General features: G+C 32.5%; 20 protein-coding genes. 11 read left to right on the forward strand and 9 right to left on the reverse strand.

Features of this window, described 5'->3' with window-relative positions; genetic code table 11:
- Positions 1-18: 18 nt before the first annotated feature.
- From wecB to PMOB_RS04860, 9 genes are all read left to right on the forward strand, one after another.
- Complete coding sequence (gene wecB, locus PMOB_RS04825; protein ID WP_012208759.1) at positions 19-1080, forward strand: non-hydrolyzing UDP-N-acetylglucosamine 2-epimerase; 1062 nt, start codon at positions 19-21, stop codon at positions 1078-1080.
- A 67-nt stretch (positions 1081-1147) separates the two neighbouring features.
- Positions 1148-1651 carry a winged helix-turn-helix transcriptional regulator gene (locus tag PMOB_RS04830; RefSeq protein WP_012208760.1) on the forward strand — a complete coding sequence of 168 codons (504 nt, stop codon included), beginning with the start codon at positions 1148-1150 and terminating at the stop codon, positions 1649-1651.
- Positions 1652-1712: 61 nt separating this feature from the next.
- The gene (locus tag PMOB_RS04835; protein WP_012208761.1) at positions 1713-2768 is read left to right on the forward strand and encodes a TDP-N-acetylfucosamine:lipid II N-acetylfucosaminyltransferase; all 1056 of its coding nucleotides are present in this window, start codon (positions 1713-1715) and stop codon (positions 2766-2768) included.
- 15 nt (positions 2769-2783) lie between these two features.
- The gene (locus PMOB_RS04840; RefSeq protein WP_012208762.1) at positions 2784-3350 is read left to right on the forward strand and encodes an acyltransferase; all 567 of its coding nucleotides are present in this window, start codon (positions 2784-2786) and stop codon (positions 3348-3350) included.
- A gap of 8 nt (positions 3351-3358) precedes the next feature.
- On the forward strand, positions 3359-4456 hold the full coding sequence (locus PMOB_RS04845; protein WP_012208763.1) for a DegT/DnrJ/EryC1/StrS family aminotransferase: 1098 nt from the start codon (positions 3359-3361) through the stop codon (positions 4454-4456).
- Between the two features lie 13 nt (positions 4457-4469).
- Entirely contained in the window at positions 4470-5342 is an 873-nt protein-coding gene (rfbA, locus tag PMOB_RS04850) for a glucose-1-phosphate thymidylyltransferase RfbA (RefSeq protein ID WP_012208764.1), read from the forward strand.
- Entirely contained in the window at positions 5339-6385 is a 1047-nt protein-coding gene (rfbB, locus tag PMOB_RS04855) for a dTDP-glucose 4,6-dehydratase (RefSeq protein ID WP_012208765.1), read from the forward strand. The genes rfbA and rfbB overlap by 4 nt, the downstream gene beginning before the upstream one ends.
- Before the next feature lie 130 nt (positions 6386-6515).
- Positions 6516-6689 carry a hypothetical protein gene (locus PMOB_RS10565; RefSeq protein ID WP_155811055.1) on the forward strand — a complete coding sequence of 58 codons (174 nt, stop codon included), beginning with the start codon at positions 6516-6518 and terminating at the stop codon, positions 6687-6689.
- Positions 6682-8133, forward strand: a complete 1452-nt coding sequence (locus PMOB_RS04860; protein WP_012208766.1) for a lipopolysaccharide biosynthesis protein — start codon at positions 6682-6684, stop codon at positions 8131-8133. The genes PMOB_RS10565 and PMOB_RS04860 overlap by 8 nt, the downstream gene beginning before the upstream one ends.
- A 35-nt stretch (positions 8134-8168) precedes the next feature.
- Here PMOB_RS04860 and PMOB_RS10240 read toward each other — a convergent pair whose 3' ends face one another.
- From PMOB_RS10240 to PMOB_RS04890, 6 genes are all read right to left on the reverse strand, one after another.
- A complete protein-coding gene (locus tag PMOB_RS10240; protein WP_012208767.1) occupies positions 8169-8744 on the reverse strand; it encodes a GNAT family N-acetyltransferase in 576 nt (191 codons plus the stop codon).
- 112 nt (positions 8745-8856) lie between these two features.
- On the reverse strand, positions 8857-9495 hold the full coding sequence (locus tag PMOB_RS04870; protein WP_012208768.1) for a CpsB/CapC family capsule biosynthesis tyrosine phosphatase: 639 nt from the start codon (positions 9493-9495) through the stop codon (positions 8857-8859).
- A 24-nt stretch (positions 9496-9519) separates the two neighbouring features.
- Positions 9520-11682, reverse strand: a complete 2163-nt coding sequence (locus tag PMOB_RS04875) for a GumC family protein (protein WP_012208769.1) — start codon at positions 11680-11682, stop codon at positions 9520-9522.
- A 99-nt stretch (positions 11683-11781) separates the two neighbouring features.
- The gene (locus PMOB_RS04880) at positions 11782-13659 is read right to left on the reverse strand and encodes a GumC family protein (protein ID WP_012208770.1); all 1878 of its coding nucleotides are present in this window, start codon (positions 13657-13659) and stop codon (positions 11782-11784) included.
- A 114-nt stretch (positions 13660-13773) separates the two neighbouring features.
- On the reverse strand, positions 13774-17019 hold the full coding sequence (locus PMOB_RS04885; protein WP_012208771.1) for a PD-(D/E)XK nuclease family protein: 3246 nt from the start codon (positions 17017-17019) through the stop codon (positions 13774-13776).
- 5 nt (positions 17020-17024) lie between these two features.
- The gene (locus tag PMOB_RS04890; RefSeq protein ID WP_012208772.1) at positions 17025-17474 is read right to left on the reverse strand and encodes a hypothetical protein; all 450 of its coding nucleotides are present in this window, start codon (positions 17472-17474) and stop codon (positions 17025-17027) included.
- Between the two features lie 190 nt (positions 17475-17664).
- On the opposite strand from PMOB_RS04890, the gene PMOB_RS04895 reads away from it, so the two are divergent.
- On the forward strand, positions 17665-19257 hold the full coding sequence (locus PMOB_RS04895; protein WP_012208773.1) for a DEAD/DEAH box helicase: 1593 nt from the start codon (positions 17665-17667) through the stop codon (positions 19255-19257).
- Positions 19258-19289: 32 nt separating this feature from the next.
- On the opposite strand, the gene PMOB_RS04900 is transcribed toward PMOB_RS04895, so the two are convergent.
- Genes PMOB_RS04900 through PMOB_RS04910 form a run of 3 tightly spaced genes read right to left on the reverse strand, consistent with a single transcriptional unit; the run spans position 19290 to position 21754 of the window.
- Positions 19290-20429, reverse strand: coding sequence for an NAD(P)-dependent malic enzyme (locus PMOB_RS04900; RefSeq protein WP_012208774.1), 1140 nt, complete (start codon positions 20427-20429; stop codon positions 19290-19292).
- A gap of 19 nt (positions 20430-20448) precedes the next feature.
- Complete coding sequence (locus PMOB_RS04905) at positions 20449-20946, reverse strand: FumA C-terminus/TtdB family hydratase beta subunit (RefSeq protein ID WP_012208775.1); 498 nt, start codon at positions 20944-20946, stop codon at positions 20449-20451.
- Positions 20933-21754 (reverse strand): fumarate hydratase, encoded by an 822-nt coding sequence (locus PMOB_RS04910; protein ID WP_041534313.1) that lies wholly within the window; start codon positions 21752-21754, stop codon positions 20933-20935. Before PMOB_RS04910 ends, PMOB_RS04905 begins: the two co-directional genes overlap by 14 nt.
- Positions 21755-22032: 278 nt before the next feature.
- On the opposite strand from PMOB_RS04910, the gene PMOB_RS04915 reads away from it, so the two are divergent.
- Positions 22033-23058, forward strand: coding sequence for a LacI family DNA-binding transcriptional regulator (locus PMOB_RS04915; RefSeq protein WP_012208777.1), 1026 nt, complete (start codon positions 22033-22035; stop codon positions 23056-23058).
- Positions 23059-23065: the final 7 nt, after the last annotated feature.

Consider the following 23065-nt stretch of genomic DNA (forward strand, 5'->3'; position numbering starts at 1 on the left):
AAAAACGAGGGAAATATCATGAAACTAATCAGTTTGATAGGAGCTCGTCCGCAGATAATCAAAGAAGCGATTATAAATAAAGAATTTGAGAAAAAAGGAATAAAAGAAATCTTGGTTCATTCTGGCCAACATTACGACTTCAATATGTCAGATGTGTTCTTTCAAGTTTTAAACATAAGAAAAGCCGATTACAATTTAGGAGTAGGTTCAGCAACGCATGCTCAAATGACGGCTAAAACCATGATAGAGTTTGAAAAGGTTGTATTAAAAGAACATCCTGATATTATATTAGTATATGGAGACACAAATACTACATTAGCTGGAGCAATAGTAGGAGCAAAATTAAAGATCCCTGTTGCACACGTGGAAGCTGGAATAAGGCAAGAACCAAAGGACATGCCTGAAGAAATAAATAGAGTATTAACAGATAGAATATCAAAATACCTATTTTGTCCTTCTGAAGTAGCTGTAAACAACTTAAAAAAGGAAAGTATCACTGAAGGAGTGCATTTCACAGGAGATATAATGTACGATCTTTTTTTAAAGATGAGACCATATTTCAAAGAAGATATTATAGACGAATTGAGTTTGGAAGAAAATAAATACATAGTGACTACAATTCATAGAGATTTCAATACAGATAGTAAAGAAAAACTAGAGAATATATTAAAAGAGTTAGATAAAATATCAAAAGAAATAAAGGTTGTCTTTCCCATACATCCAAGAACCAAAAAGAAAATAGATGAATTCAATCTTAACAAATACACAAAAGATATTCTACTGATAGAACCTCTTGATTACTTAAGTATGATGGGATTGGTACAAAAAAGCCTTCTTGTAATAACAGACAGTGGAGGGTTGCAAAAAGAAGCATACTTTGCAAGGAAAAGAGCGATAGTTGTTATGCCAGACACAGGCTGGAGAGAGTTAACACAAGCAGATTGGAATATACTAAGTGAACCTGATGAAATCAAAAATAAGATGGATTATATAATGAACAACGAAATATCTTCAAATGTAGAAAACATATATGGAGACGGGAAACCAGGGGAAAAGATAGTAAAATTATTAAGCATTTGACAAATACCAAAATAGTTACTATTATCTTTATATATTGTTCAAAAATTGAACGAAGGTGTTGAATATTATGCAAGATAATGAGATACTCATTCTAGAAGAATTAGAAAAGAATTCTAACATAACTCAAAGAGGTCTTTCAGAAAAAACAGGGTTATCCTTGGGAATGGTAAATAGACTTTTAAAAAAGTTCATCAAAAAAGGGTTTGTCAAATTAGAAAGATTGAACAACAAGAGTTTCAGGTACATATTAACGCCAGAAGGCTTCAAAGAAAAGAGTAAAAAGACAATAGAGTATATGAAAATATACTATAGAAGAACATTACTGATAAAACAAAACATAGAAAGAATAATACAAACATATGGAAGAAATAGAACTTACGTTCTATTTGGGAAAGATAAAGAAATGAAGGAAATAATAGAAGGGATATTGAAAGAGTTGAGAGTTAAATACATAACAGAAAACGAGCTTGAAAAAATAGAAAGTACAAACGTTGTACTATACTGGAATGTTGAAGATTGGGAAAAACTTGAAGGGTTAAAGTGTGAGTTTTTGATGGGGGAAAAGGTATAAGTGTAATTTTATTGCTTCTAAGGAAATATTAATTTGTTGAAGAAAGGAAATCAAACATAGGATGAAAGAGACAGAAATTTTGCATATAATAAGTGGAACTTCAAATTACAACATCAACTTCATAAAATTTGTTTATAGCTATTTTAATATTGACAAACAAAGATTAATTATATTGGGTAAAAATAACGGATTCTATGATTCAAAAATATTGTTTATTTCTAAAAAAAAAGAGGTTTTTAAACTAATTAAAGAAATGCGTAAAGCAGAAAAGATTTTTGTTCATTCATTGTTTTCTCCTCATTTAGTGTTATTATTATTTTTACAACCATGGTTACTAAAAAAATCGTATTGGGTTCTATGGGGCGGAGATTTATACTATTACAAATTTAGGAATAAAAATCTAAAATCTAATTTTTATGAATTTATAAGAAAACGAGTGATAAAAAATTTTGCGCATATAGTTGCTTTAGTTCCTGGAGACTATTATTTAGCTAAGAATTGGTACAAAACAAAAGCACAGTATCACTATGCTTTTTATCCTAATCCTATTGATTATGAATATTTGGATAAAATAAAAAATAGCAAAAAGGAAACAGATAGAATAGTTATTCAGGTTGGTAATTCCGCGGACCCAATGAATAAACACATTGAAATACTCAACAAATTATCAAGATTTAAAGAAAAAAACATTGAAATAATAACGCCACTCTCTTATGGAGATCAGAAATGGGCGAAAACGGTTTCTGAAGCTGGCAAGAAATTATATGGAGAAAAATATCAGCCTTTGCTGGAATTTTTACCTTCAGAAGAATATTCAAAAATACTCAATTCTGTAGATATAGCTATTTTTAATCATGATAGACAACAAGCCCTTGGGAATATATTAGCTCTCCTGTATTTAGGGAAGAAAGTTTTTATAAAAAGCGACATAACGCCATGGGACTTTTTCAAGGGAAAAGGCTTAATTGTGTTCGACACATATGGATTAGATAATTTAACTTTTGATGAGCTCATTTATATGGATAAAAATTTGAAGGAAAGAAACAGGGAAATCATAGCGAAAGAATTTTCAGAAGAAAAATGTGCTGAATTATGGAGAAATATATTTGAAAATTAAAGGAGAATATTTCAAATGTCAAATTCATTTTATTCTCAAGAAGAATTAAAAGAAATAGGGTTTAAGAAAGTAGGAAACAATGTTCTTATAAGTAAAAAAGCAAGCATATATAGTCCGGAAAAAATAGAAATAGGAAACAATGTAAGAATAGATGACTTTTGTATATTGAGTGGAAATATCATGTTAGGCAATTACATTCATATTGCTGCCAGTTCATTGTTGTATGGCAGTGAAAAAGGTATAATTATGGAAGATTTTACAACTTTATCTTCTAAAGTTTCTGTATATGCCATTTCTGATGATTATAGCGGTAACTCTTTAACTAATCCAACGATTCCCGATAAATATAAGAAGCTTGATAAAGGGCCTGTGATTTTGAGAAAACATGTAATAATTGGGTCGGGAACAGTAATATTACCAAATATAATTATTGGAGAAGGAACAGCCGTGGGTGCCCTAAGTTTAGTGAAAAAAAACTTAGAAGAATGGTCAATATATGCAGGTAATCCGATAAAAAAAATAAAAGGCAGAAGTAAGAATTTAATAGAATTAGAAGAACAATTTTTAAATGAAAAAGAGTGATTAAATGAATGAATAAAAAAATTTTGGTTACTAAATCATCTATTCCTGATTTAGATGAATATGTTGAAGAACTCAAAGACCTATGGGAAACTCGTTGGTTAACTAACATGGGAGTTAAACATCAATTATTAGAAGAAAAACTGAAGGAATATTTAGATACGGAAAACATTACACTTTTTGTTAATGGGCACTTAGCCCTGGAAAGCATAATCCAAGCAATGGATTTAAAAGGAGAAGTTATAACTACTCCATTTACTTTTATTTCTACTACCCATGCAATAGTTAGAAGTGGTTTGACTCCAGTATTCTGTGATATTAGTTATGATGACTATACAATAGATGTATCTAAAATAGAAGATTTAATAACAGAAAGAACATCAGCTATAATACCAGTTCATGTATATGGTAACATTTGTGATTATCAGGAAATAGATAGAATAGCAAAAAAGTACAATTTAATAGTTATTTACGATGCTGCTCATGCTTTTGGTGAAAGAATTGATGGAAGAAATGTATCAAATCTTGGAGACGCCTCAATATTTAGTTTTCATGCTACAAAAGTATTCAATACTATTGAAGGTGGAGCCGTTACATATAAAAAGAACGAATTAAAAGAAAAGCTAGATCAAATAAAAAATTTTGGAATTACGGGGCCAGAAAGCATTGAATCTGTGGGCGGAAATGCCAAAATGAATGAATTTCAAGCTGCCATGGGTATATGCAATTTAAGGCATGTAGATGATGAAATAGAAAAGAGAAAAAAAGTAGTTGAAAGGTATAGAGAAAGACTTTCAGATATTAAGGGTATAAAACTTTATGAAGAAAAAGAAAATGTCAAAAGTAATTATGCATACTTTCCTGTTTTATTTGATGGTTATAAGGCAACTAGAGATGAAATATTTGAAGAGCTAAAGAAAAATAATATTTTTGCTAGAAAATACTTTTATCCACTAACTAACGATGCACAGTGCTATAAAAATAAATTCAACGTAGAAGAAACACCTACTGCAAAATATGTCTCGGAAAGAATTTTAACCTTGCCTTTATATGCTGATTTAGAATTATCAGATGTAGATCGAATATGTGATATTATAAGAAATATTTGAATGAGGTGATATTGTGAAAGGCATAATCCTTGCAGGGGGAAATGGCACAAGACTTTACCCTATCACTAAAGGGCTAAGTAAACAACTTCTTCCGATATACGATAAACCAATGATCTACTATCCACTATCAACGATAATGTTGGCAGGGATAAGAGAAATTTTAATAATTTCTAATCCAGCATATATTGATATGTACAAAAGACTATTAAACGATGGAAGTCATTTAGGGCTAAAGATAGAATACAAAATTCAAGAAAAACCAAGAGGGCTAGCCGACGCTTTCATTGTTGGCGAAGATTTTGTTGGTGAAGATAGTGCTTGTTTAATCCTTGGAGATAATGTTTTTTATGGGCAAGACTTTGTTCCAAAATTAAAAAAAGCCGCAAAGTTAGAAAAAGGTGCTATCATTTTTGGATATTATGTAAATAATCCAACAGAATTTGGAGTTGTAGAATTTGATGAAAATAACAAAGCGGTTAGTTTAGAAGAAAAACCTTCGAATCCAAAGTCAAAGTACGCAGTACCTGGATTATATTTTTATGATAACACTGTAGTAGAAAAAGCAAAAAATCTCCAACCTTCAGATAGAGGAGAGCTAGAAATAACCGATTTGAATAGAATATATTTAGAAGAAAATGAATTGAATGTTGAAGTCTTAGGAAGAGGTATAGCATGGTTAGACACAGGTACTTACGATGGACTTGCAAATGCCGCTGACTTTGTTAGAACCATTCAAAAAAGAACTGGTTTATACATCGCTTGTTTGGAAGAAATAGCCTACAGGAACAAATGGATAACAAAAGAAGAATTGATTAAATTGGGTAAAGAATATGAAAAGACTGAATATGGTCAATACATTCTTAGATTTGCGAGTGATATAAATTGAGTATCTTAGTAACAGGGGTAGCTGGATTCATAGGAAGTAACTTCGTATACTACTACTTAAGAAAACACAAAGACAAAAAGATAATAGGTTTAGACAAACTAACCTATGCAGGGAATTTGGATAACCTATCCAAATTAAATGAAGAAGAAAAAAATAGGTTCACCTTCATAAAAGGTGACATAAACGATATAGAACTGTTGGAAAAGATATACAAAGAAAACGAAATAGAAGGGATAATAAACTTCGCTGCCGAAAGTCATGTTGACAGATCAATACACGATCCTCAGATATTTTTAAAAACAAACATACTGGGAACACAAACGTTGTTGCATGTATTCAAAAAATACTACGATGAAAGAAAAAGACAGAAATTCTTACAAATATCAACCGATGAAGTGTATGGAGCGTTGGGACCAACGGGATACTTCACAGAAAAAACACCCCTTGATCCACACAGTCCATACTCTGCAAGTAAAGCGAGTGCAGATTTGATAGTAAAGGCTTACCACGATACATATGGACTAAATACGAACATAACAAGATGCTCAAACAACTATGGACCATACCAATTCCCAGAAAAGCTCATACCGCTGATGATAAACAACGCGTTAAACCACAAAGAGTTACCTGTGTATGGAGATGGCAAACAGATAAGGGACTGGTTGTACGTGGAAGATCATTGCAAAGCGATAGAGCTTGTATTTGAAAAAGGAAGAAGTGGAGAAGTATACAACATAGGTGGACACAACGAGAAAGAAAACATAGAAATAGTAAAAATAATAATAGAATACTTACAAGAAAAAACAAAAGGCGAAAAGATAAACGAAGGTTTGATTAAACATGTGAAAGACAGGTTAGGACATGACAGAAGATACGCGATAGACCCAACGAAGATAAAAGAAGAGTTAGGTTGGGAACCAGAGACAAAGTTTGAAGAAGGGATAAAAAGAACGATAGATTGGTACCTTGAAAACAAAGAATGGATGGAGAAGGTTATAACAGGGGAGTATTTGGAGTTTTATAGGAGGAATTATGGTAGTTAGATTGCGATAATGGATCTAAAAAAGAATTTACTAAAAGTTTTTACTGCAAATTTTATAGCTTTAGCTGTAAGTTTTGTGAATAGTTTCTTTCTTACCTCTTTATAGAAAACTCTCTCTTAACAGATATAGTTTGAGTTTAACAATTAGTGGAAAGTACCAGTATTTTGTTAGCTATAACAACAGTCTCATTGATGAAAGTTATTTAAGAAAAAGGGCTTTGGGTTTTTCGTGGAAGAATATTGTAGAAAAGGACATAGAGGTTTATAACGAAGTCTTAAATAAATTTGGAGGAAGTAATGCCTAAAGAGAGAGAATTTATCAAATCTTTTTTTCAATTTTCAATGGGTCAGTGGATAGCTGCTTTGATTTCTTTCATTACTACCCCTATTACCACTTGGCTTATAATCCCAGAAGAGTTTGGTAAGGCGTCGATGTTTACTTTGGCTTTCAATTTACTTCTCAATGTTGCACTTCTTGGAGCGGATCAGAGCTTTGTTCGTATGTTTTATGAAAGGTCTGAGGATAAGAGAAGGGATTTACTTTGGGATTCTTTGCTGCCGAGTTTGAGTATAGGCGTTGTTGTTTTTGTTGTAATTGGCATCTTTTGGAAAGAGTTGTCTTTCATTCTTTTTGGAGATTATAATCATTTTCTTCCGATTTTTTTGTTGGGGGTTACTATATTAATTGGTATTTTAGAAAGATTTTCCACTTTGGCTGTTCGGATGAAAAAAAGAGGTATCGCTTTTTCTACGTTGAGGGTAGTGAACGGAGTAACAAATGCGGTTTTTACAATTTTATACGCCCTTTTTGTTTCAAGAAGTTTTTATGCTGTTATCATTGGTTTGTTTTTTTCTCATATAGTTACCGCTTTATTAGCGATCTTTTTTGAAAGAGAATTGTGGTTTGGTAAGTTCAAAGTTGATTTTAAATCTATAAAAGCGATTGTTAGATATGGACTTCCTTTTGTTCCTACTTTTTTAATTACTTGGCTTTTTCAATCGATAGATAGGTTGGCGTTAAGAAATTATTCTGATTTCACGGAGATAGGTTTGTATTCTGCTGCTTTCAAAGTGGTTTCAGTTATGAATTTAATTCAAACGGGGTTTACTATGTTTTGGACTCCCGTTTCTTACGAGAGTTATGAAAAAGAGCCAGAGAGTAAGGGGATTTTTGAGAAAACTTCTGTGATTATCGCCGCAGCGATGTTTGTGTTTGGATTGCTGATCGTTGTGTTTAAAGATGTGATATTTTTGCTTTTAGAAAGTTCTTATAGGCAGGCTGCTGGGATTAGCTCTTTTTTGATATTGATGCCTATTATGTACACTGTTTCTGAAACGACGGTTGTTGGTATCAATTTTAAGAAAAAAACATATTGGCATATGTTGATAGCAAGTGTGGCAGCAGGAGTTAACGTTTTTGGAAATTTGATGCTTGTTCCTGTATATGGTGCAAAAGGTGCAGCATTTTCTACTGGGGTGTCGTATATAGTTTTCTTTTGTATGAGGACGTTTATATCTAAGAGATTGTTCCCTGTTAATTACCATTTGGGTAAATTTTTTATTAGTACCTTTGTTTTTGTAATCGTTGCTTTTATAAACACTTTTGTTCCTAATATGGTTTATCAGGTTGTATCTGCTGTTTTGGGTTTGATCGTTGTGATGTTCGTGTATAGAGATCAGGTCAAATATGTGTTCGATTTGGGAGTTGGTTTGATGAAGGAAGTGAAGGAGAGGGTAGTTAGTAGGTGAAATTAGCGCCCTTCGCCCCGCTGCCCACGCTGTTGTTATTTTATTTTTTTTCTCATTTCAATTGCGACTATTCTATATCCTGATTTTAAAAAGAGAGTCTCTAAAAACTTCAAAAATTTTGGTAAAGTAACAACTCTTTGTTTTTGAAAGCCTTTCATCAGATTAATGTATGTCTCGGTGAATCCAAGATTTTTATACAAATTATACGCAACTTTGTTGTTTCCAAAGACATTCAATTCAAGAGATTTTACGTTTTCTTTCTTTAATGTTTCTTCTAATTCTTTTATAGCACTCTTTGCAAGTCCCTTTTTTTGATACTGTGGAAAAATCCTAATATCGTATATAAAAGCTTTTTTAGAACTATAATTAACAAAAACCCATATTCTTCCGACGTGTTCGTTATTACCAGTTATAACATTATAGCCACAGTTTTTCCCTTTTTTAATATCTTCGTTCCAGATGGTATCGATTTGATCCTCAGCTCTTGCCAAGGCTTCCTCGTAAGGAATCAACAAATTCTCAGCCAAAACTTTTGCATATTCTTCATACATTTTCTTTTTGTATATTTCAAACTCTTCTTTGCTCATCAATTCGAGCTTCGTTACCGACACCTCCAAAGGATTTTATCTTTTCCCGCCCACCGCCCCATTAGGAATTACTTAAAATTAGCTACTTCAGGAATTATCAAAAAAATTGATTAAGAATCATTCTAGAAGGTTTTAATTAAGAATTTATCCCTAAAATTTCAAAGGCATTTTTGGTTATTTCGGAAAATTTTTTGAATAAACTTAAATCCACTTCTTCTCTATTCGAACTTCCATGATTATCAGTGGCTAAGAAATCCACCAAATAATTATCAAAATAATATTTACCTTCTTGAGTTTTTAATCCTTCAAAATTGACTTGGAAAAGCACACCCATTTCTCTCATTCTTTGAATGATGTCTTTGTTTTCATATAACCATTTGTATCGTTCCACATGTACGAGAATAACTTCATAACCATCCAATTGTAAATTAAATATCGAATCTAGGGCGTAAATAGGCATAGGTTTTGTTGGAAATTCTATCCAGACAAATGAATTAAAAGGAATAAAATCTTTGTGGTCTGGAGTTAGATATAATTCTGAGGCAAGATAAGTCCTTAAACCAATTTCATTTTCTATTTTATCTTTTATCTTTTTATAAACTTCTTTGATGTTGGTTATATCTGTTTTAACCGAGGGATGATTAACGTGAGGTGTAAAAATAACATCGGTAATGTCGTTTTCTCTGTACCTTTTCAGTTCATTTAATGTTTCTTCAATAGTTTTTACCCCGTCATCAACTCCAGGTAATAGATGACAATGAATATCGATATACATTTTATTTTACCCCCTTTATGGCCCCTATGTTCTGGTTTTTCTTCTTCTCCTCTTTGTCTTACTTTTATCCCCATCATCAGAGTAATAATAGTAATAGTAGTAATAATAATTAGAAGATTTTTCGTTTACATCATTTATAACCGTTCCAATGAGTTTTACCCCCGATGTTGTTATGTTTTCAATTGCAGCTTTTAAAGTCGGTTTCAAAGTTTGCCCATAACGAGTCACTAATACCAACCCATCTGAATACCTGGATGCAATCATGGCATCAGGAGCAACCATTATTGGTGGAAGATCAATAATTATCTTATCGTAATACTCCTTGAGTTTATCGAGTAATTCTTTAAATTCATTTGAAGTTAATACAGTTGTGGGATTTGGAGGTAAAGTTCCAACAGGCAAAACAAAAAAGTTATCAAGAGTCTCAAAAGGTTTCTTTACAGATTGTTCTATAGAAGCACCTCTCAATAAATAGTTAACAAGCCCCTCGTTCTTACTTTTTAAATTCAAAATCTTTTCAACTCTTGGTCTTCTCATATCGGCATCTATCAACAAGGTCTTTTTAGCACTTTGGGCGTATGAAATAGCAACATTTGCTGCGGTTATTGTTTTACCCTCAGCGGGTCCACCACTTGAAAAGGTAATAACATTAGGTTCTTTGGCGTTAGAAAAGTTAATATTGGTAGCCAACATCTTGTAAGCTTCAGAGATTGGGGAGACCGGATCTCTTAAAATTATTAATTCATCATTTGTTTCGTTGTCTACATGTAAATGAGGTATTCTGCCAAGAACGGGATAACCCTTAACAATCATCTTCAATTCATTTTCATCTTTAACCTTTTTATCCAGATACTCGATGAGAAAAACTACAAGTATACCTAAAAAAATTCCTAAAACCCCTCCTATTGCTGCAGTCAGAGTTTTATTTGGTTTAACAGGATTTGGAGAAACAAAGGCAGGGTCTATTATATTTGCTGTACCAATTACACCGGCTTCAGCAATCTTAGCCTCCTCTAATTTTTCTAAAAGAAGAACATAAAGGTTTTCTTTTACTCTTACCTCTCTTTCGTAATTCATGAGTCTTTGCTCCAATGCAGGTAATTGGTTCAATTGGGATTGATATGTGTTTCTTAACGTTGTTAAAGATTGTATTGTGCCTTGAAGAACTTGTTGCCTAGCTTGTTCTTCAATTAATTGTGAGTACAAGCTACTATACTGCGGATTAGCAGTTTTTACTTGGGAAGTTACAATAGTACTTATCTCATTTTTTAGCATCTCTTGGGCTTGGCTCAGTTCTTCCCTTAATCTCAGAACTTCAGGATCGCTGGGAGATTTAGTACCTTCCAAGCCTGCTAGCTGAACCTGGATATTAACTATCTGATTTCTTAAATTACTTACGACTGGGTTTATCGATATTGTTTCAGATGAAATGATCTCTTGATCCATACTTTTTAAGGTGTCATTTAACGTTTTCAGCCTTATCTTTGTTTCTTCCATTTGGATCTGATAAGTGTTTATCTGTTGATCGTAGGAAACCAGAAATTGTAATATAGATTTTGCCTCTTCGTCCAACAAAAAAATATTATTTTCCTCTTTAAAATTTCTGAGATCGTCTTGAGCAGCGTTCAAATCGCTTTCAGCTAATGGAATTTGCTCTTCTATAAACATTCTTCTTGCAGTGTACTCGTTTTGAGACAAACTTTTTAACAAATCGTTATACACAATCGCTAAATTATCGGCGATGCTTCTTGCTAGCTCCTTGTCTTCACTTTGAACCGATATCCTTACGACATTTGTATCGCTAACAGGTGATACTGTGATCATTTCTTCAAGGGTACGAACAACGCTGTTTCTTGTGACCTCTTCTGGGTTTTCAGATTTTGCTTGAAAATATTCCATTAAGTTTAAATTGTCAATTACTTTTTCAAGGTTTCTTCTACTTTTTATCAATTCAATTTCTGTCGATATCTTAGATGAGGTTGACCCTATCTGCGTACCAAAAATATCTGCAACGGAACTCTGTTGAGAGGGGTCAATTTTCAAGGTTGTATTTGCTTCATAAATTGGAGTAGCATTGAAAAGGTAGATTAAAGTAATTACTACCGTTACAACTACGGTTAAAAAAAACCACCAGAATCTTTTTCTGAATATCTTTAAAATGTCCTCGAATGTCAACTCATTTTCCATCTTCAAACCTCCCTGCGGGCCTTTAGGTTTTTTCATAATTGAGTAATAAATCCTTGTATAAAATCATTATACCAAATTTGATGAATTTTATTTAATCTCTTAATATTTTTTCACATAAACAACGGTGGGATCCTTTTCTTTTTCTAAAATCTCCATTATATCTTCCAAATTGGTTGTTTTTTCTTCTATAAATATAATAATTTTTTCTAAATCATCTCTGTATAGTATATAATCACTGTTGTTGAAATTGTCAAACATAATAAAAGCCTCATTAGTGTTTTTAAACTTTTCAAATTTTTCAAACTTTTCTTTGTAATCTTCGTTTTCTATCGAAGTGAAATACTCCGTTTTATAAGGTTTTATGGTATTTAAGATGTTGTAAATTCTTTGGGAAAGGTTCTGGGCAACTGAGAAATTTCCCAAAAACAACAACCCAAACTTTTTAAAATCTTTTTTATAAACATAATTGACTATTTTTTCTGCATCGTTTGAGTCATCTAAAATGATGTCAGGAACTCCAAATAAACTTTCAAATTCGTATAGATCTTTCACCGTTTTGTCGTTTACTTCTCTTACGAAAACACTCAAAATCCCCAAGGCTATAGCTACCCCTACTCCAATAACTAAAATGAGGGTAGTATTTGGTGCTACAGGATTTTCTGGTATGTAAGCGGAGGTTATTACTGTAAATTTGTTATCGTACAGTGATGCTTTCATCCTTTCTTGCTCTAGAACCGTTAGTAAAGTGTTGTACCTTGTTTGAAGTATAGCTTGATCTTTTCTCAAAAGGAAGTATTCGTACATAATAGGGGATCTTTTCGCAATTTCATCATCTATAAGTTGGAGCATATTTTCGTACACTTGTTTTGTTACATCGAAAAGTTGTAGTTGTGTAATTATCCCCGTATACTCATTAAAAGTTGCCATATCGATCGATGCAAGAAAGTTTAGATCGTTGGAAAAAATCGCTTCAAGGTTATTTTCCAATTCATTTTCTAAAACGGATATTTCGGCTTCCAAAGCACCGATTCTTGGAGAACTAGGAGAATTTAATTTTAAAGTTTCTAATTCTATTCTATCGCTTACTAATTTGGATTTTATATCCTTAACAGGTGTGTCTTTTTCTGTGTTTGTTAGTATAAACTCTTTAGTTTCTGGACTCATTTTGAAAATATTATCTTCAATAGCCTGCTTTCTGATTTCTAATTGGTTTTTGTCTGCTTCTAATTTGAGTATATTCATATAGGTTTCTGAGTAGTAATTAATTAAGGGATCCACACCTTGAGTGCTCTCTGATGAAGGATCTAAAGTAGTCCCCTGTAGTTTATTTTTGGTTTGGAAATCCAAAACCTCTTTATTAATCTGATCATATTGATGAGAAACATCTTCAAATAAAGTTTCGACTTGATTCAAATAAGATTGAGAATCCTCAAAATAAAGGTTTTTCGCATAATCGGTGTAGTAAGAATACACAAGTGAGACAACCGAAGCAGCAATAGTTGGATCAGAACTTTGGTAGCTTATTTCTATCATATTAGTTTCTTCCACATTTTGTATATTTATATCTTCTTTTAGTGAATCAATGAGATATCTTTCTGTTATTTCTGTGCCTCTTAATCGGGCAATTAACCCTTTGTTCTCATTTGCTTTTTCTACAAGATTGAGCTCTTTTACAACGTTTGCCAACACCCAATCGGCTTTCATCCTTTCAATTTCAGTGGTTAAACCAGAGTCAGAAGGTTGGCTGATTCCTAACAAGTTTGCGGCAGAAGACATAGACCCTAAAGAGACCGTTGGTTGGGAAGAACTTGATTTGTACTCTATAACTTGTTTCGCTTCATACTTGGGAGTTGCGATGAAAAATAGATAAATCCCTGTTAAAAAGATGGTTAAAAAGAAAATAATTAAAAAGGTCCATTTCCTTCTTTTAAAAATTCTGAGTATGTCTGAAAAGGTTAGTTCCTTTTCTTCTTCCATTTCTATCCTCCAATTTTTAGTTATTTTTTACTGTGTCTAGAAATTCTAAAAGTTGCTATTAGCGCCCCCGTATTTTATTCTATGCAAAATATTCTACCATATGGCTGAGTTATTTCAAAGGTATTTTTTTATGTTAATATTAAAATCTTTTTTGTACTGTATCAACTCGCATAAACTTCTGAATTGGCAAGAAGAGCAGTCGTAATATTTTTCCCCTGTTTTTGCGTTGTTGTATTTATCATACATTTCTTCTAAAAACCTTCTTATTTCTCTTTCTTTTACTGCTATAGGAGTGAAATCAGATTTGTTGATGTTTTGAAAAACTTTCTCTAACCATGTGTAGAATTCTTTAATATCAAAAGATACGTATTTTGCTTTAGACTTGTGCTCTTTATATATAATCTGGCCTTTCTGTATTTTTATAAAATTATCATTTTTATGCTCTTTTTTCTTTGATACTACTTGAAATTTTAGATATACATCAGAATTTGTTAATTTGTTTTTCCATTCTTCGCTATTTAATAAGGTTAGGTAATAAATTAGCAATTGTTCACTTTGGAAATTTTTTGATCTTTTGTAATCCATAATTGAGTACGTTCCTGGCAATAGTTGTTCGTCGAATTCATCAAGAAGGTATGCGTAGTTACCGTTTAAAAGATCTACCCTGTCTATTCTCGATGTTAAGTCTACATCATGAAAATTTCCGATATTTATCTTTGAATTTACCTCCAACTCTGTAGCTATAACTTGAGAATATGTCAGATCTATACCTTTTTTGAAATGGATATAATTTCGATGTATGTCTTCTATGGTTTCTAAAATATCTTCTGTTATTATTTCACTTTCCACATCTTTTATAGCTTGATAGGTTTGTAAAAAATCGTCTGTATACTCCTCCCAAATATCTTCAATGATTTTTTTTATTTCTTCTTTCAATTCTTCTTTGTTGAGAATTTTTTGGGACATAACTTCATAATTTTTGTATTTGGAAAATATCTCTTTCATCACCCTGTGCTTTATAAGTCCATCGAAAAACTTCCCAAAATCTTTATCTCCATTTAATCGACCTTCTATACCTAGGTAATACTTAAACGGGCAATCCACATAAGTAGTAATTTTTGTATGGCTTAACCGTCCAAGATCGGTATTTTTATACAATTGCCAACTTGGATTAGTTATCTCTTTTTTTAATCTCTCAATATCAGTGCAGTGTTTACTTTGTAAATATTCTTTCTTCCCGTTCAATATGTAATAAATAGTAGCTTCTGATTCAGAGAATATATTTTCCGGATCTTTTGGTAGGATCTCTTTTTTAGAGAGAAACTCACTGGAATATTTAACGTTTTTAAAGTTGTTCCTAAACTCTTTTTCGTATGGAGAGGGTAGTATTGGTTCTCCACTTAGTTTAGCGTTTGGATATGTAAATATAATATTATCAGCGAAAATCATGGAGATAAACAAGTTTCTTCTACTAATCTTTTCTGAATGTCTGGCGATTGAGGTCCCTTCGTTACTCATAGAAGTGATGAAAGGATTGACCTTTATTGAAGGATAGTTTTCTTCGGTGAAACCAACAAAATATTTGTATTTTTTCTTTACAAATCTTGAGTCTTCAAGGCTCATTATTTCTACCGTATTATCGTACCTTTCAGATTCTCTATATGTTTCAATCTGAATTAGAGAAGAAAGTATTTTGTAGAATTTTTCAATTCCTAAATTTTTATCTGACTTTAGAATTTTTTCCAAATTTTCTTCGACGTTGAATACTAAAGTTTCGAAGGCTTTTAATGCATTTAATTGACTCTCAACGGGGAGTACATCCTCGTATGTTTTCAGTATGTTGAAATGAGATAGGTAAGTATTTATCCATTCTTTCACCAACTCTCTGTAATCAGAAACACTGAAGTACCTTTTTCGATCTTTGCTTTTTTGGATATCTTCTAAAAGAGAAAATATGTTTCCAAGACATTTTTTTAATTCCCTTAAGTCTTTGAGTTCTTCACTTATTCTTTCTATTTCTTCTGTACCTTTAAGTTGAGAACTTCTTTTATCTATTTCTTTCTCAACGGTATTCATCCATTTTTCTTTTCGGTTTTTGAGTGAGGATTTTTGTATGTCGTAGAATAAGTTTAAATGCTTTAGATAATTTTCTATCTGCTCCATTGTCAGCTCAGTTACTCCTCCGTAACCACTTTCAATCATCGCCAAAATATCTTCAACTTCGCAACCTCTGACCAGTGTTTTAATCGGTTGAAGAAGAATCAAAACTATTTGGCTTTCGTTTAGCGGAACATCGTTTTTGAACCTGTAAGGTACCTTGGCATCTTCCAAATAATCCGCCAATAATTTTGCAGTAGAATTATTGGGAACAACGACCCCCAAATCATCGGGTGAAAGATTTTCACTTATCAATCTTCTTTTTATTTCTTTTGTAAGTGTTTCTATTTCAGAAACATCGTTGTTCATGGGAAAGATTTCAATATTAGTATTTTCAAAAATCCGTTTTAAGCCTTTCCTTTTCGATTGGAACTCAAACCCTTCATTTTTTAAAAAGTTGTGTATGTTAGTTATTGAATCAAAACTTCTGTCTTCTATGTTGACCCAAGTAATAAAATGAACCTCTTCAAATAGATCAAATAAAGCTTTAAGTGTTTTGTTAACGGCTGGAGAAATATCAAAAAAACCCGAAATAACGACCCTTTTTCCTATATATTTTTTCCCCTCTTCTTTCAATCTAGTTGGTAAAATCTCATAAAACCATTTGTACACACTGACGGGATCGTAATTTCTTTGATATTTAATAGACATATCGAACTTCGTTTCTAAAATATCTTCGAGTTTTTTTTCTAATTTTGTGTAAAGCATGTACAAATTAGAATTGTTATCTATAGAATCATCAAGCAACTTGTATTCTTCAGAGGATTCAACGATTTTTTCATCTTCAACCCTTGAAATTTCCCATTTTTTCTCGAAAATATCTAATATGTACTCTACTGATTTTTGAGATTTGGATATAACGTTTAGATATTCAGAAAATTCTTCGTCTTTTTTCTCTGCTTCTATTAAATCCATTATCTCATTTTCGATGTATACCTTCAAAAAATCCCTGTTCAGTATTACAGATTGTGGTTGGTATGTTTTTAGCGTCTCAGTTACATATTGGTTTATAACCCTGAAGGCATCACGATTTATAGTTTTTTTTGTTTGTGATGCAATATATTCTGCCACTTGCTTCACATAAAAACCAGAAGGCCCTAGAAACAAAAAGTTCAGAGGGTCTTCGTTGTAAAAAGGAAGTATAAGATCTCCAACGTTTTTAAAATGTTCAGGATTTAAGTCAAATAAATAGACCTTTTTCATTTTTTCTACCAGCTTTCTATTTCGTTTCTCACTTCATCGAAGTTGTATTCAAATCTGTAAGTCCTATTTTCCCTTTCGTTCCCAAAGAAATCCTTCTCTATATAGTCATAGTTGCCAAGGTTATATTTGTATTCTATTTCAGTATTTGGAGGCATTTTTATAGTTAATTGGTACGTTCCGTCATCCACTTTATCAAACCTATAATTTTCATCTCCCACCAACCAATTGTTGAAGTTTCCCATCATATAAATTGAAGCATCTTCTGGTGTATCTTCTGGAACGGAAGTGATTATAAAAGTGACTTCGAACAAATTTTCATCTTCTTCTGAAAACGAAGGTATTTCTGGGGCTGTTGTAGGAGATGGCTGAGCTGTTGTCGAGGCTTTTTGTGAAGAAAAACCAAAAAGCAAAAGAATTATTGCAAAGGGAAGTAAGATTTCTAAAAATCCTTTCAACTCTTTTTCACCTCTTTAATGGTGTAACTCTGTTTTCAGTTTATTATATCATATTTATTATCTTAATTCACATAAAGATTTTTAAGGTAATTGTTATTTAAATTCTTAAACAAATATCATTTGTTCACGAAACTTATGGTATAATCTAAAAGGTTATTTTGGCCCAAAAAAATAAAAAAGGAGTAAAAACATGACAAAATTTCAACAAATGGGCCTTTCTGATAACATACTCAGCGCGATTGATAGAAAAGGGTACGAAGCACCAACTCCTATCCAAGAAAAGGTTATCCCCCTTCTTTTATCTGGTAAGAATAATGTAATCGGTCAGGCTCAAACTGGTACAGGAAAAACTGCAGCATTTGGTATACCTCTAATTGAAAGATTAGACGAAAAAGCAAACGACGTTCAAGCTTTAGTATTAACACCCACGAGAGAGTTAGCTTTGCAGGTTTGTAACGAAATCGACTCATTGAAAGGAAACAAAAGATTGAATCTTCTTCCCGTGTATGGAGGGGTCTCAATTGGAAATCAAATTAGAGCCCTTAAGAGAAGAGTTGATTTAGTAGTAGGTACACCTGGAAGAATAATAGACCATTTGAACAGAGGTACTTTAGATATTACTAAAATCAAGTATTTAGTCATTGATGAAGCCGATGAAATGTTAGATATGGGTTTTATAGAAGATGTGGAGATGATTCTCTCAAAAACTAATAAAGAAAAGCAGATTTTGATGTTTTCGGCTACGATGCCTCAAAGGATTGTTACCCTCGCTAGAAAGCATATGGGGAATTTTGAAACGGTAACAACCGTTCAAGAAAACAAAGAGGACATAACTGTAAAGAAGGCAAAACAAATTTATTACATGATTTCTGAGTCTAATAAAATAGAACTTTTGAGTAGGCTTATAGATATAGACACTAATTTTTACGGTCTTGTATTTACTAAAACAAAAGTCCAATCAGAAGAAATTGCAAATGAATTAATCAAAAAAGGTTACGAAGCAGAAGCTTTAAATGGAGATGTCTCTCAAAATCAAAGAGAAAGAATAATGGATAGATTTAAGAGCAAACGAATAAAAATTTTAATATCCACAGATGTTGCAGCCAGAGGTATAGATATAGACAATCTTAAATACGTGATCAATTATTCTCTTCCACAAAATCCAGAAAATTACATACACCGTATAGGAAGAACTGCGAGGGCTGGGAATGAGGGTACAGCTATTACTTTTGTCACACCAACAGAGTACAGAAGATTTATGTTCATCAAGCATTCTTCAAAAGCCATAATAGAAGAAGCTAAAATACCACAAGCTAAAGATATTGTTAACGCAAAAGTTGAAAAAATAAAAGATGAGATCAAATCTAATCTTGCCAAAGATATAGATCCCATTTATGAAATCTTGGCGGAAACAATCTTAGAAGAAACTGATCAAGAGCCTAGCCAAATAATTGCTTCTATTTTAAAGTATTTTTATGGCGGAATCTTGAAAGAAGAAAATTATAACAAAATAAAGGAAGTTAAAAATTCTTCAAAAAGCAAGGACCAACGATTGTTTGTTGCATTAGGTAGTTCAAGCAAAATGACACCGAAAAAGCTTGCTGAATTTATCGAAAGGGAAACTGGTGTAACCATTAAAAAAATAAAAGATATACAAGTAATGGAAAAATTTTCTTTTGTAACGGTTCCTTCTGAACAAGCTGAAGCAATAATAGAGATATTTAAGCAAAAATCAAATAGAAAAAGACCACTTGTAGTACAAGCTAAGTCCAAAAGAAATTAGAAAGTGAAGTCATAAACGGATTATAGAAACATTTAGTTCGAACTAGAAGCATTTTTAACCGCTTCGTATACGTTTAAATGTAATCTTTTATCATAAGCTTCGGGTAAAATTCTGTTAGGTGTAGGAATACATGAATTTGAAATTGCAAGTATTGCAGAATGGAGCATTTTTTTAGTTATTTTTGATTTTTCCTCTATCGCTCCTTTCATTATTCCTGGAAAGGCTATGAGATTGTTGAGTTGGTTAGGATAATCTGATCTGCCAGTTGCCACTATACTTGCCCCGAAGCTTTTTGCTAATATTGGATCTATTTCCGGTAAAGGGTTGGCAAGTGCAAATATTATAGGATTTTTATTCATCTTTTTTACCATCTCTTCGTTCAAAATATTCCCCCTGGATACTCCTATGAACACATCTGCACCAAAAAGAGCATCTGAGAGATCCCCACTTATATTCTCTGGATTCGTTATCTTTGCTAATTCTTGATGATATTCATGTAAACAACTTTCTGGAACATTTTTATTCAAGACCCCATTTTTGTCAACTAAAACAAGATTTATGACCCCAAAATCCATTAAAAACTTGGCTATATTGTATCCCGCTGCCCCTATACCATTAATAACAACTTTAATATTTTTTGCTTCTTTCCCCGTTAATTTCAATGCATTCAACAATCCGGCAGTCACTACGACAGCAGTCCCCTGCTGATCATCATGAAAAACCGGAATATTCATTGTTTTATTCAATTCTTCTAATATTTGAAAACATCTGGGAGCAGAGATGTCTTCTAAGTTTATACCTCCAAAAGAAGGTTCCAAGTTTTTCACAATTGAAACAATTTCTTCTGGATCCTGTGTATTAAGGCAAATTGGGAAGGCATCAAGTTGACCAAAAAGATTAAAAAGCAAGGCTTTACCTTCCATAACAGGAAGCGCACCATATGGGCCTATATTACCAAGCCCTAATACGGCACTCCCGTCTGAAATGATACCAACGGTGTTCCAACGTCTTGTGTATAAAAATGTGTTTTCTGGATCTTTAGAGCATTCTTCTGCAACATCTGCTACACCTGGAGTGTATAGTAGGGATAACGATTCTTCGTTCAAATTGTCAACATTTGAAATTGTCTTGATTTTTCCTCTGAGTATTTTGTGTAATTCTTTTGCGTCCAAGGTTAACACCCCTTAAAAGTTAGAATATCTGATTGCCGCTTGTATCTATTGCCACCATTAAAGGAAAATCTTTTACGTTTATGTTGTAAATTGCTTCTGGCCCTAATTCCGCGAAGGCTAGAACCCTTATATCCTTCACACACTTAGAAAGATAAGCAGCTGCACCACTTGGAGTTATAAAATAAACTCGCTTGTATTTTATACATAGCTTTACTGCTAAATCATTTCTTTTCCCCTTTCCAACAGTTGCTAACACGCCTAATTTAAAGATCATTTCAAGATATTTATCCATTCTTTCACTCGTTGTCGGACCTATAGCACCTATCTTAGAGTTTTTTGGAGGATTTGCAGGACCTGCATAAAATACAATTTTTTCATTTAAATCTACAGGAAGCTGCGAATTTTTTGAAAGTAATTCTAAAAGTCTTTGATGGGCAGCATCCCTCATAACTATCAATTCACCTGTATATTGTAAGAGTTCCCCGATTTTTAATTTTTCAATTTCATTTACTTTCAAATTTTACCACACCTTTTCTACAAAGGTAACAATCTAAGGAAACCCCAACTGGAAGTGTAGCAATATGAGTGGGAGCATACTCTATATGTACAGAAAAAACTGAAACTCCTTCCTTTAGTCCTTGAAAACCTATATTTAAAGTATTTAAATCTTTTAAAAGCTCTTCTTCAAAGTCTGCATAAGTAGGATTTTGATTTCTTTCTTTGAAACTTTTTGTCAATGCCAATTTGGATAAAATCATCGCCTTATCGGAAGTTCCACCTATTCCTATTCCAACATGTAAAGGTGGACAGCCTTTTGCACCGTTTTCTTTCACATGCCCAATTATTACATCTTTTAACTCCTGAGCTCTGATTGACGGCTTTAACATGAACAAGGCTGAGAGATTTTCACTTCCCCCACCTTTCACCAAAAATTTGATCTCTAAACTCTTCCCAGAAATTTGGAATATGTGTACCACAGGGGGAGTGTTGTTCTTAGTGTTTTTTCTTTCAAAAAGGGGATCATTCACAACTGAAAATCGAAATGGATTTTCTGCATATACCTTTTCAACTACCTCATTCAAAGTGGTAAATATTGGTTCTTCAAGTACAACTTCGTTCCCTAAAAAAACAAAGAATTCAACAATACCTGTATCCTGACAGAGAGGTAATTTTTCAGCTTCTGCAATTTTGTAATTTTCTTTTAGCGCTTGCGAAAATGGACCACTGTATCCGTCTATGTAAGCTTTTACCTCAGGATTTATCGTTTCATTAGCCTGTACTATATGGTTTGACAACTTTTCGAATATTTCACGCTTATATATCATGCCAATCTCCTTTTTACAATGGATTACTGTCTTAAGCAATTCTAATTGTTTAATTTCTAAAGCTTCTATTTTATCGACTATTTTTCCATCTTGTTGAAATTTTAGCATAAAAAATGAAAAATTAAGAATTTTTAAGTTTTTAAGTCCTAATCGTCTACAATCGACTTTAATCGTCTATAATCTCATTTAATCGGATTTTTATTTTAAGAATATAAGAGTTATAATATGAATAGTTAAGCGGTTAAGTACTCTTATAATCAAATATTGGAGGAAAAACAATGCCACCAAAGAGAAACAAAAATTCTCGAATAACTATTGAAGATATAGCACAGATCGCACAAGTCTCTAAAGCTACTGTTTCTTATGTGATCAACGATAAACCTGGTGTAAGTGAACCAGTTAGAAATAAAATAAAAAATATAATTGAGGAAACTAATTATTTCCCTAATTCTGCAGCAAGAGGTTTAGCAGGTGAAAAAACAAATTTTGTTGGTTTAGTTATCCCTGATATTTCTGATATGTTTTATGCAAATATTATTAGAGGAGTAGAAAAAACTTTAAATAAAAAAGAATATCTTCTCAATCTATTTACCACACACGCAAGACCAGAAAGAGAGCAACAAGTAGTTCGACTGTTGAATAAAAGTATGGTTGACGGATTAATTATAATGGCTTATTTTATTACTGATAATTTCATACAATCTTTGAAAGAAAGAGAGATCCCTTTTGTCTTCATCGATTACCCACCAAAAGATGAAGATATTTATTCCGTAATGGTTGACAACGAAAATGGTGCTTTTGAGGCGACAGAATATTTGATAAAACTTGGGCATAAAAAAATAGCGTTTTTAGAAGGTCCAGAAGTTGCGTGGGATTCAAAGGCACGATTCAAAGGTTATTTAAAGGCATTAGAAACTCATGGGATCAAATTCAACCCAGAATTGGTTGAAAATGGTAATTTTACAAAAGAGGAGGGATATACCGCTACAAAAAGGTTGTTAGAAAAAGGAGAAAAATTCACAGCTGTCTTTTCTTCGAACGATCAAATGGCTATAGGGGCAATAAGGGCTTTAAAAGAAAGTGGGTACAAAATTCCAACAGATGTCTCTATTGTGGGTTTTGATAACATCGAGGCAAGTTCTATAATAGAACCCCCTCTAACAACTGTTTCACAGCCTATATATGAAATGGGTAAAAAGGCTGTAGATATAATAACAGCTTTGATAAATGGAGAAACAATAGAAGAAAAAAGATATATGTTAAAAACAAAATTAATTGAAAGACATTCTTGTACAAAAATATAAATTTTTT

Origin of the sequence: Petrotoga mobilis SJ95 (assembly GCF_000018605.1) — a bacterium.
GTDB lineage: Bacteria > Thermotogota > Thermotogae > Petrotogales > Petrotogaceae > Petrotoga > Petrotoga mobilis.

Bases quoted from the DNA above. Each gene is read 5' to 3' on its own strand.
- wecB (WP_012208759.1), top strand. From the start codon at position 19: ATGAAACTAATCAGTTTGATAGGAGCTCGTCCGCAGATAATCAAAGAA.
- PMOB_RS04830 (WP_012208760.1), top strand. From the start codon at position 1,148: ATGCAAGATAATGAGATACTCATTCTAGAAGAATTAGAAAAGAATTCT.
- PMOB_RS04835 (WP_012208761.1), top strand. From the start codon at position 1,713: ATGAAAGAGACAGAAATTTTGCATATAATAAGTGGAACTTCAAATTAC.
- PMOB_RS04840 (WP_012208762.1), top strand. From the start codon at position 2,784: ATGTCAAATTCATTTTATTCTCAAGAAGAATTAAAAGAAATAGGGTTT.
- PMOB_RS04845 (WP_012208763.1), top strand. From the start codon at position 3,359: ATGAATAAAAAAATTTTGGTTACTAAATCATCTATTCCTGATTTAGAT.
- PMOB_RS04860 (WP_012208766.1), top strand. From the start codon at position 6,682: ATGCCTAAAGAGAGAGAATTTATCAAATCTTTTTTTCAATTTTCAATG.
- PMOB_RS04870 (WP_012208768.1), bottom strand. From the start codon at position 9,495: ATGTATATCGATATTCATTGTCATCTATTACCTGGAGTTGATGACGGG.
- PMOB_RS04875 (WP_012208769.1), bottom strand. From the start codon at position 11,682: ATGGAAAATGAGTTGACATTCGAGGACATTTTAAAGATATTCAGAAAA.
- PMOB_RS04880 (WP_012208770.1), bottom strand. From the start codon at position 13,659: ATGGAAGAAGAAAAGGAACTAACCTTTTCAGACATACTCAGAATTTTT.
- PMOB_RS04885 (WP_012208771.1), bottom strand. From the start codon at position 17,019: ATGAAAAAGGTCTATTTATTTGACTTAAATCCTGAACATTTTAAAAAC.
- PMOB_RS04895 (WP_012208773.1), top strand. From the start codon at position 17,665: ATGACAAAATTTCAACAAATGGGCCTTTCTGATAACATACTCAGCGCG.
- PMOB_RS04910 (WP_041534313.1), bottom strand. From the start codon at position 21,754: ATGATATATAAGCGTGAAATATTCGAAAAGTTGTCAAACCATATAGTA.
- PMOB_RS04915 (WP_012208777.1), top strand. From the start codon at position 22,033: ATGCCACCAAAGAGAAACAAAAATTCTCGAATAACTATTGAAGATATA.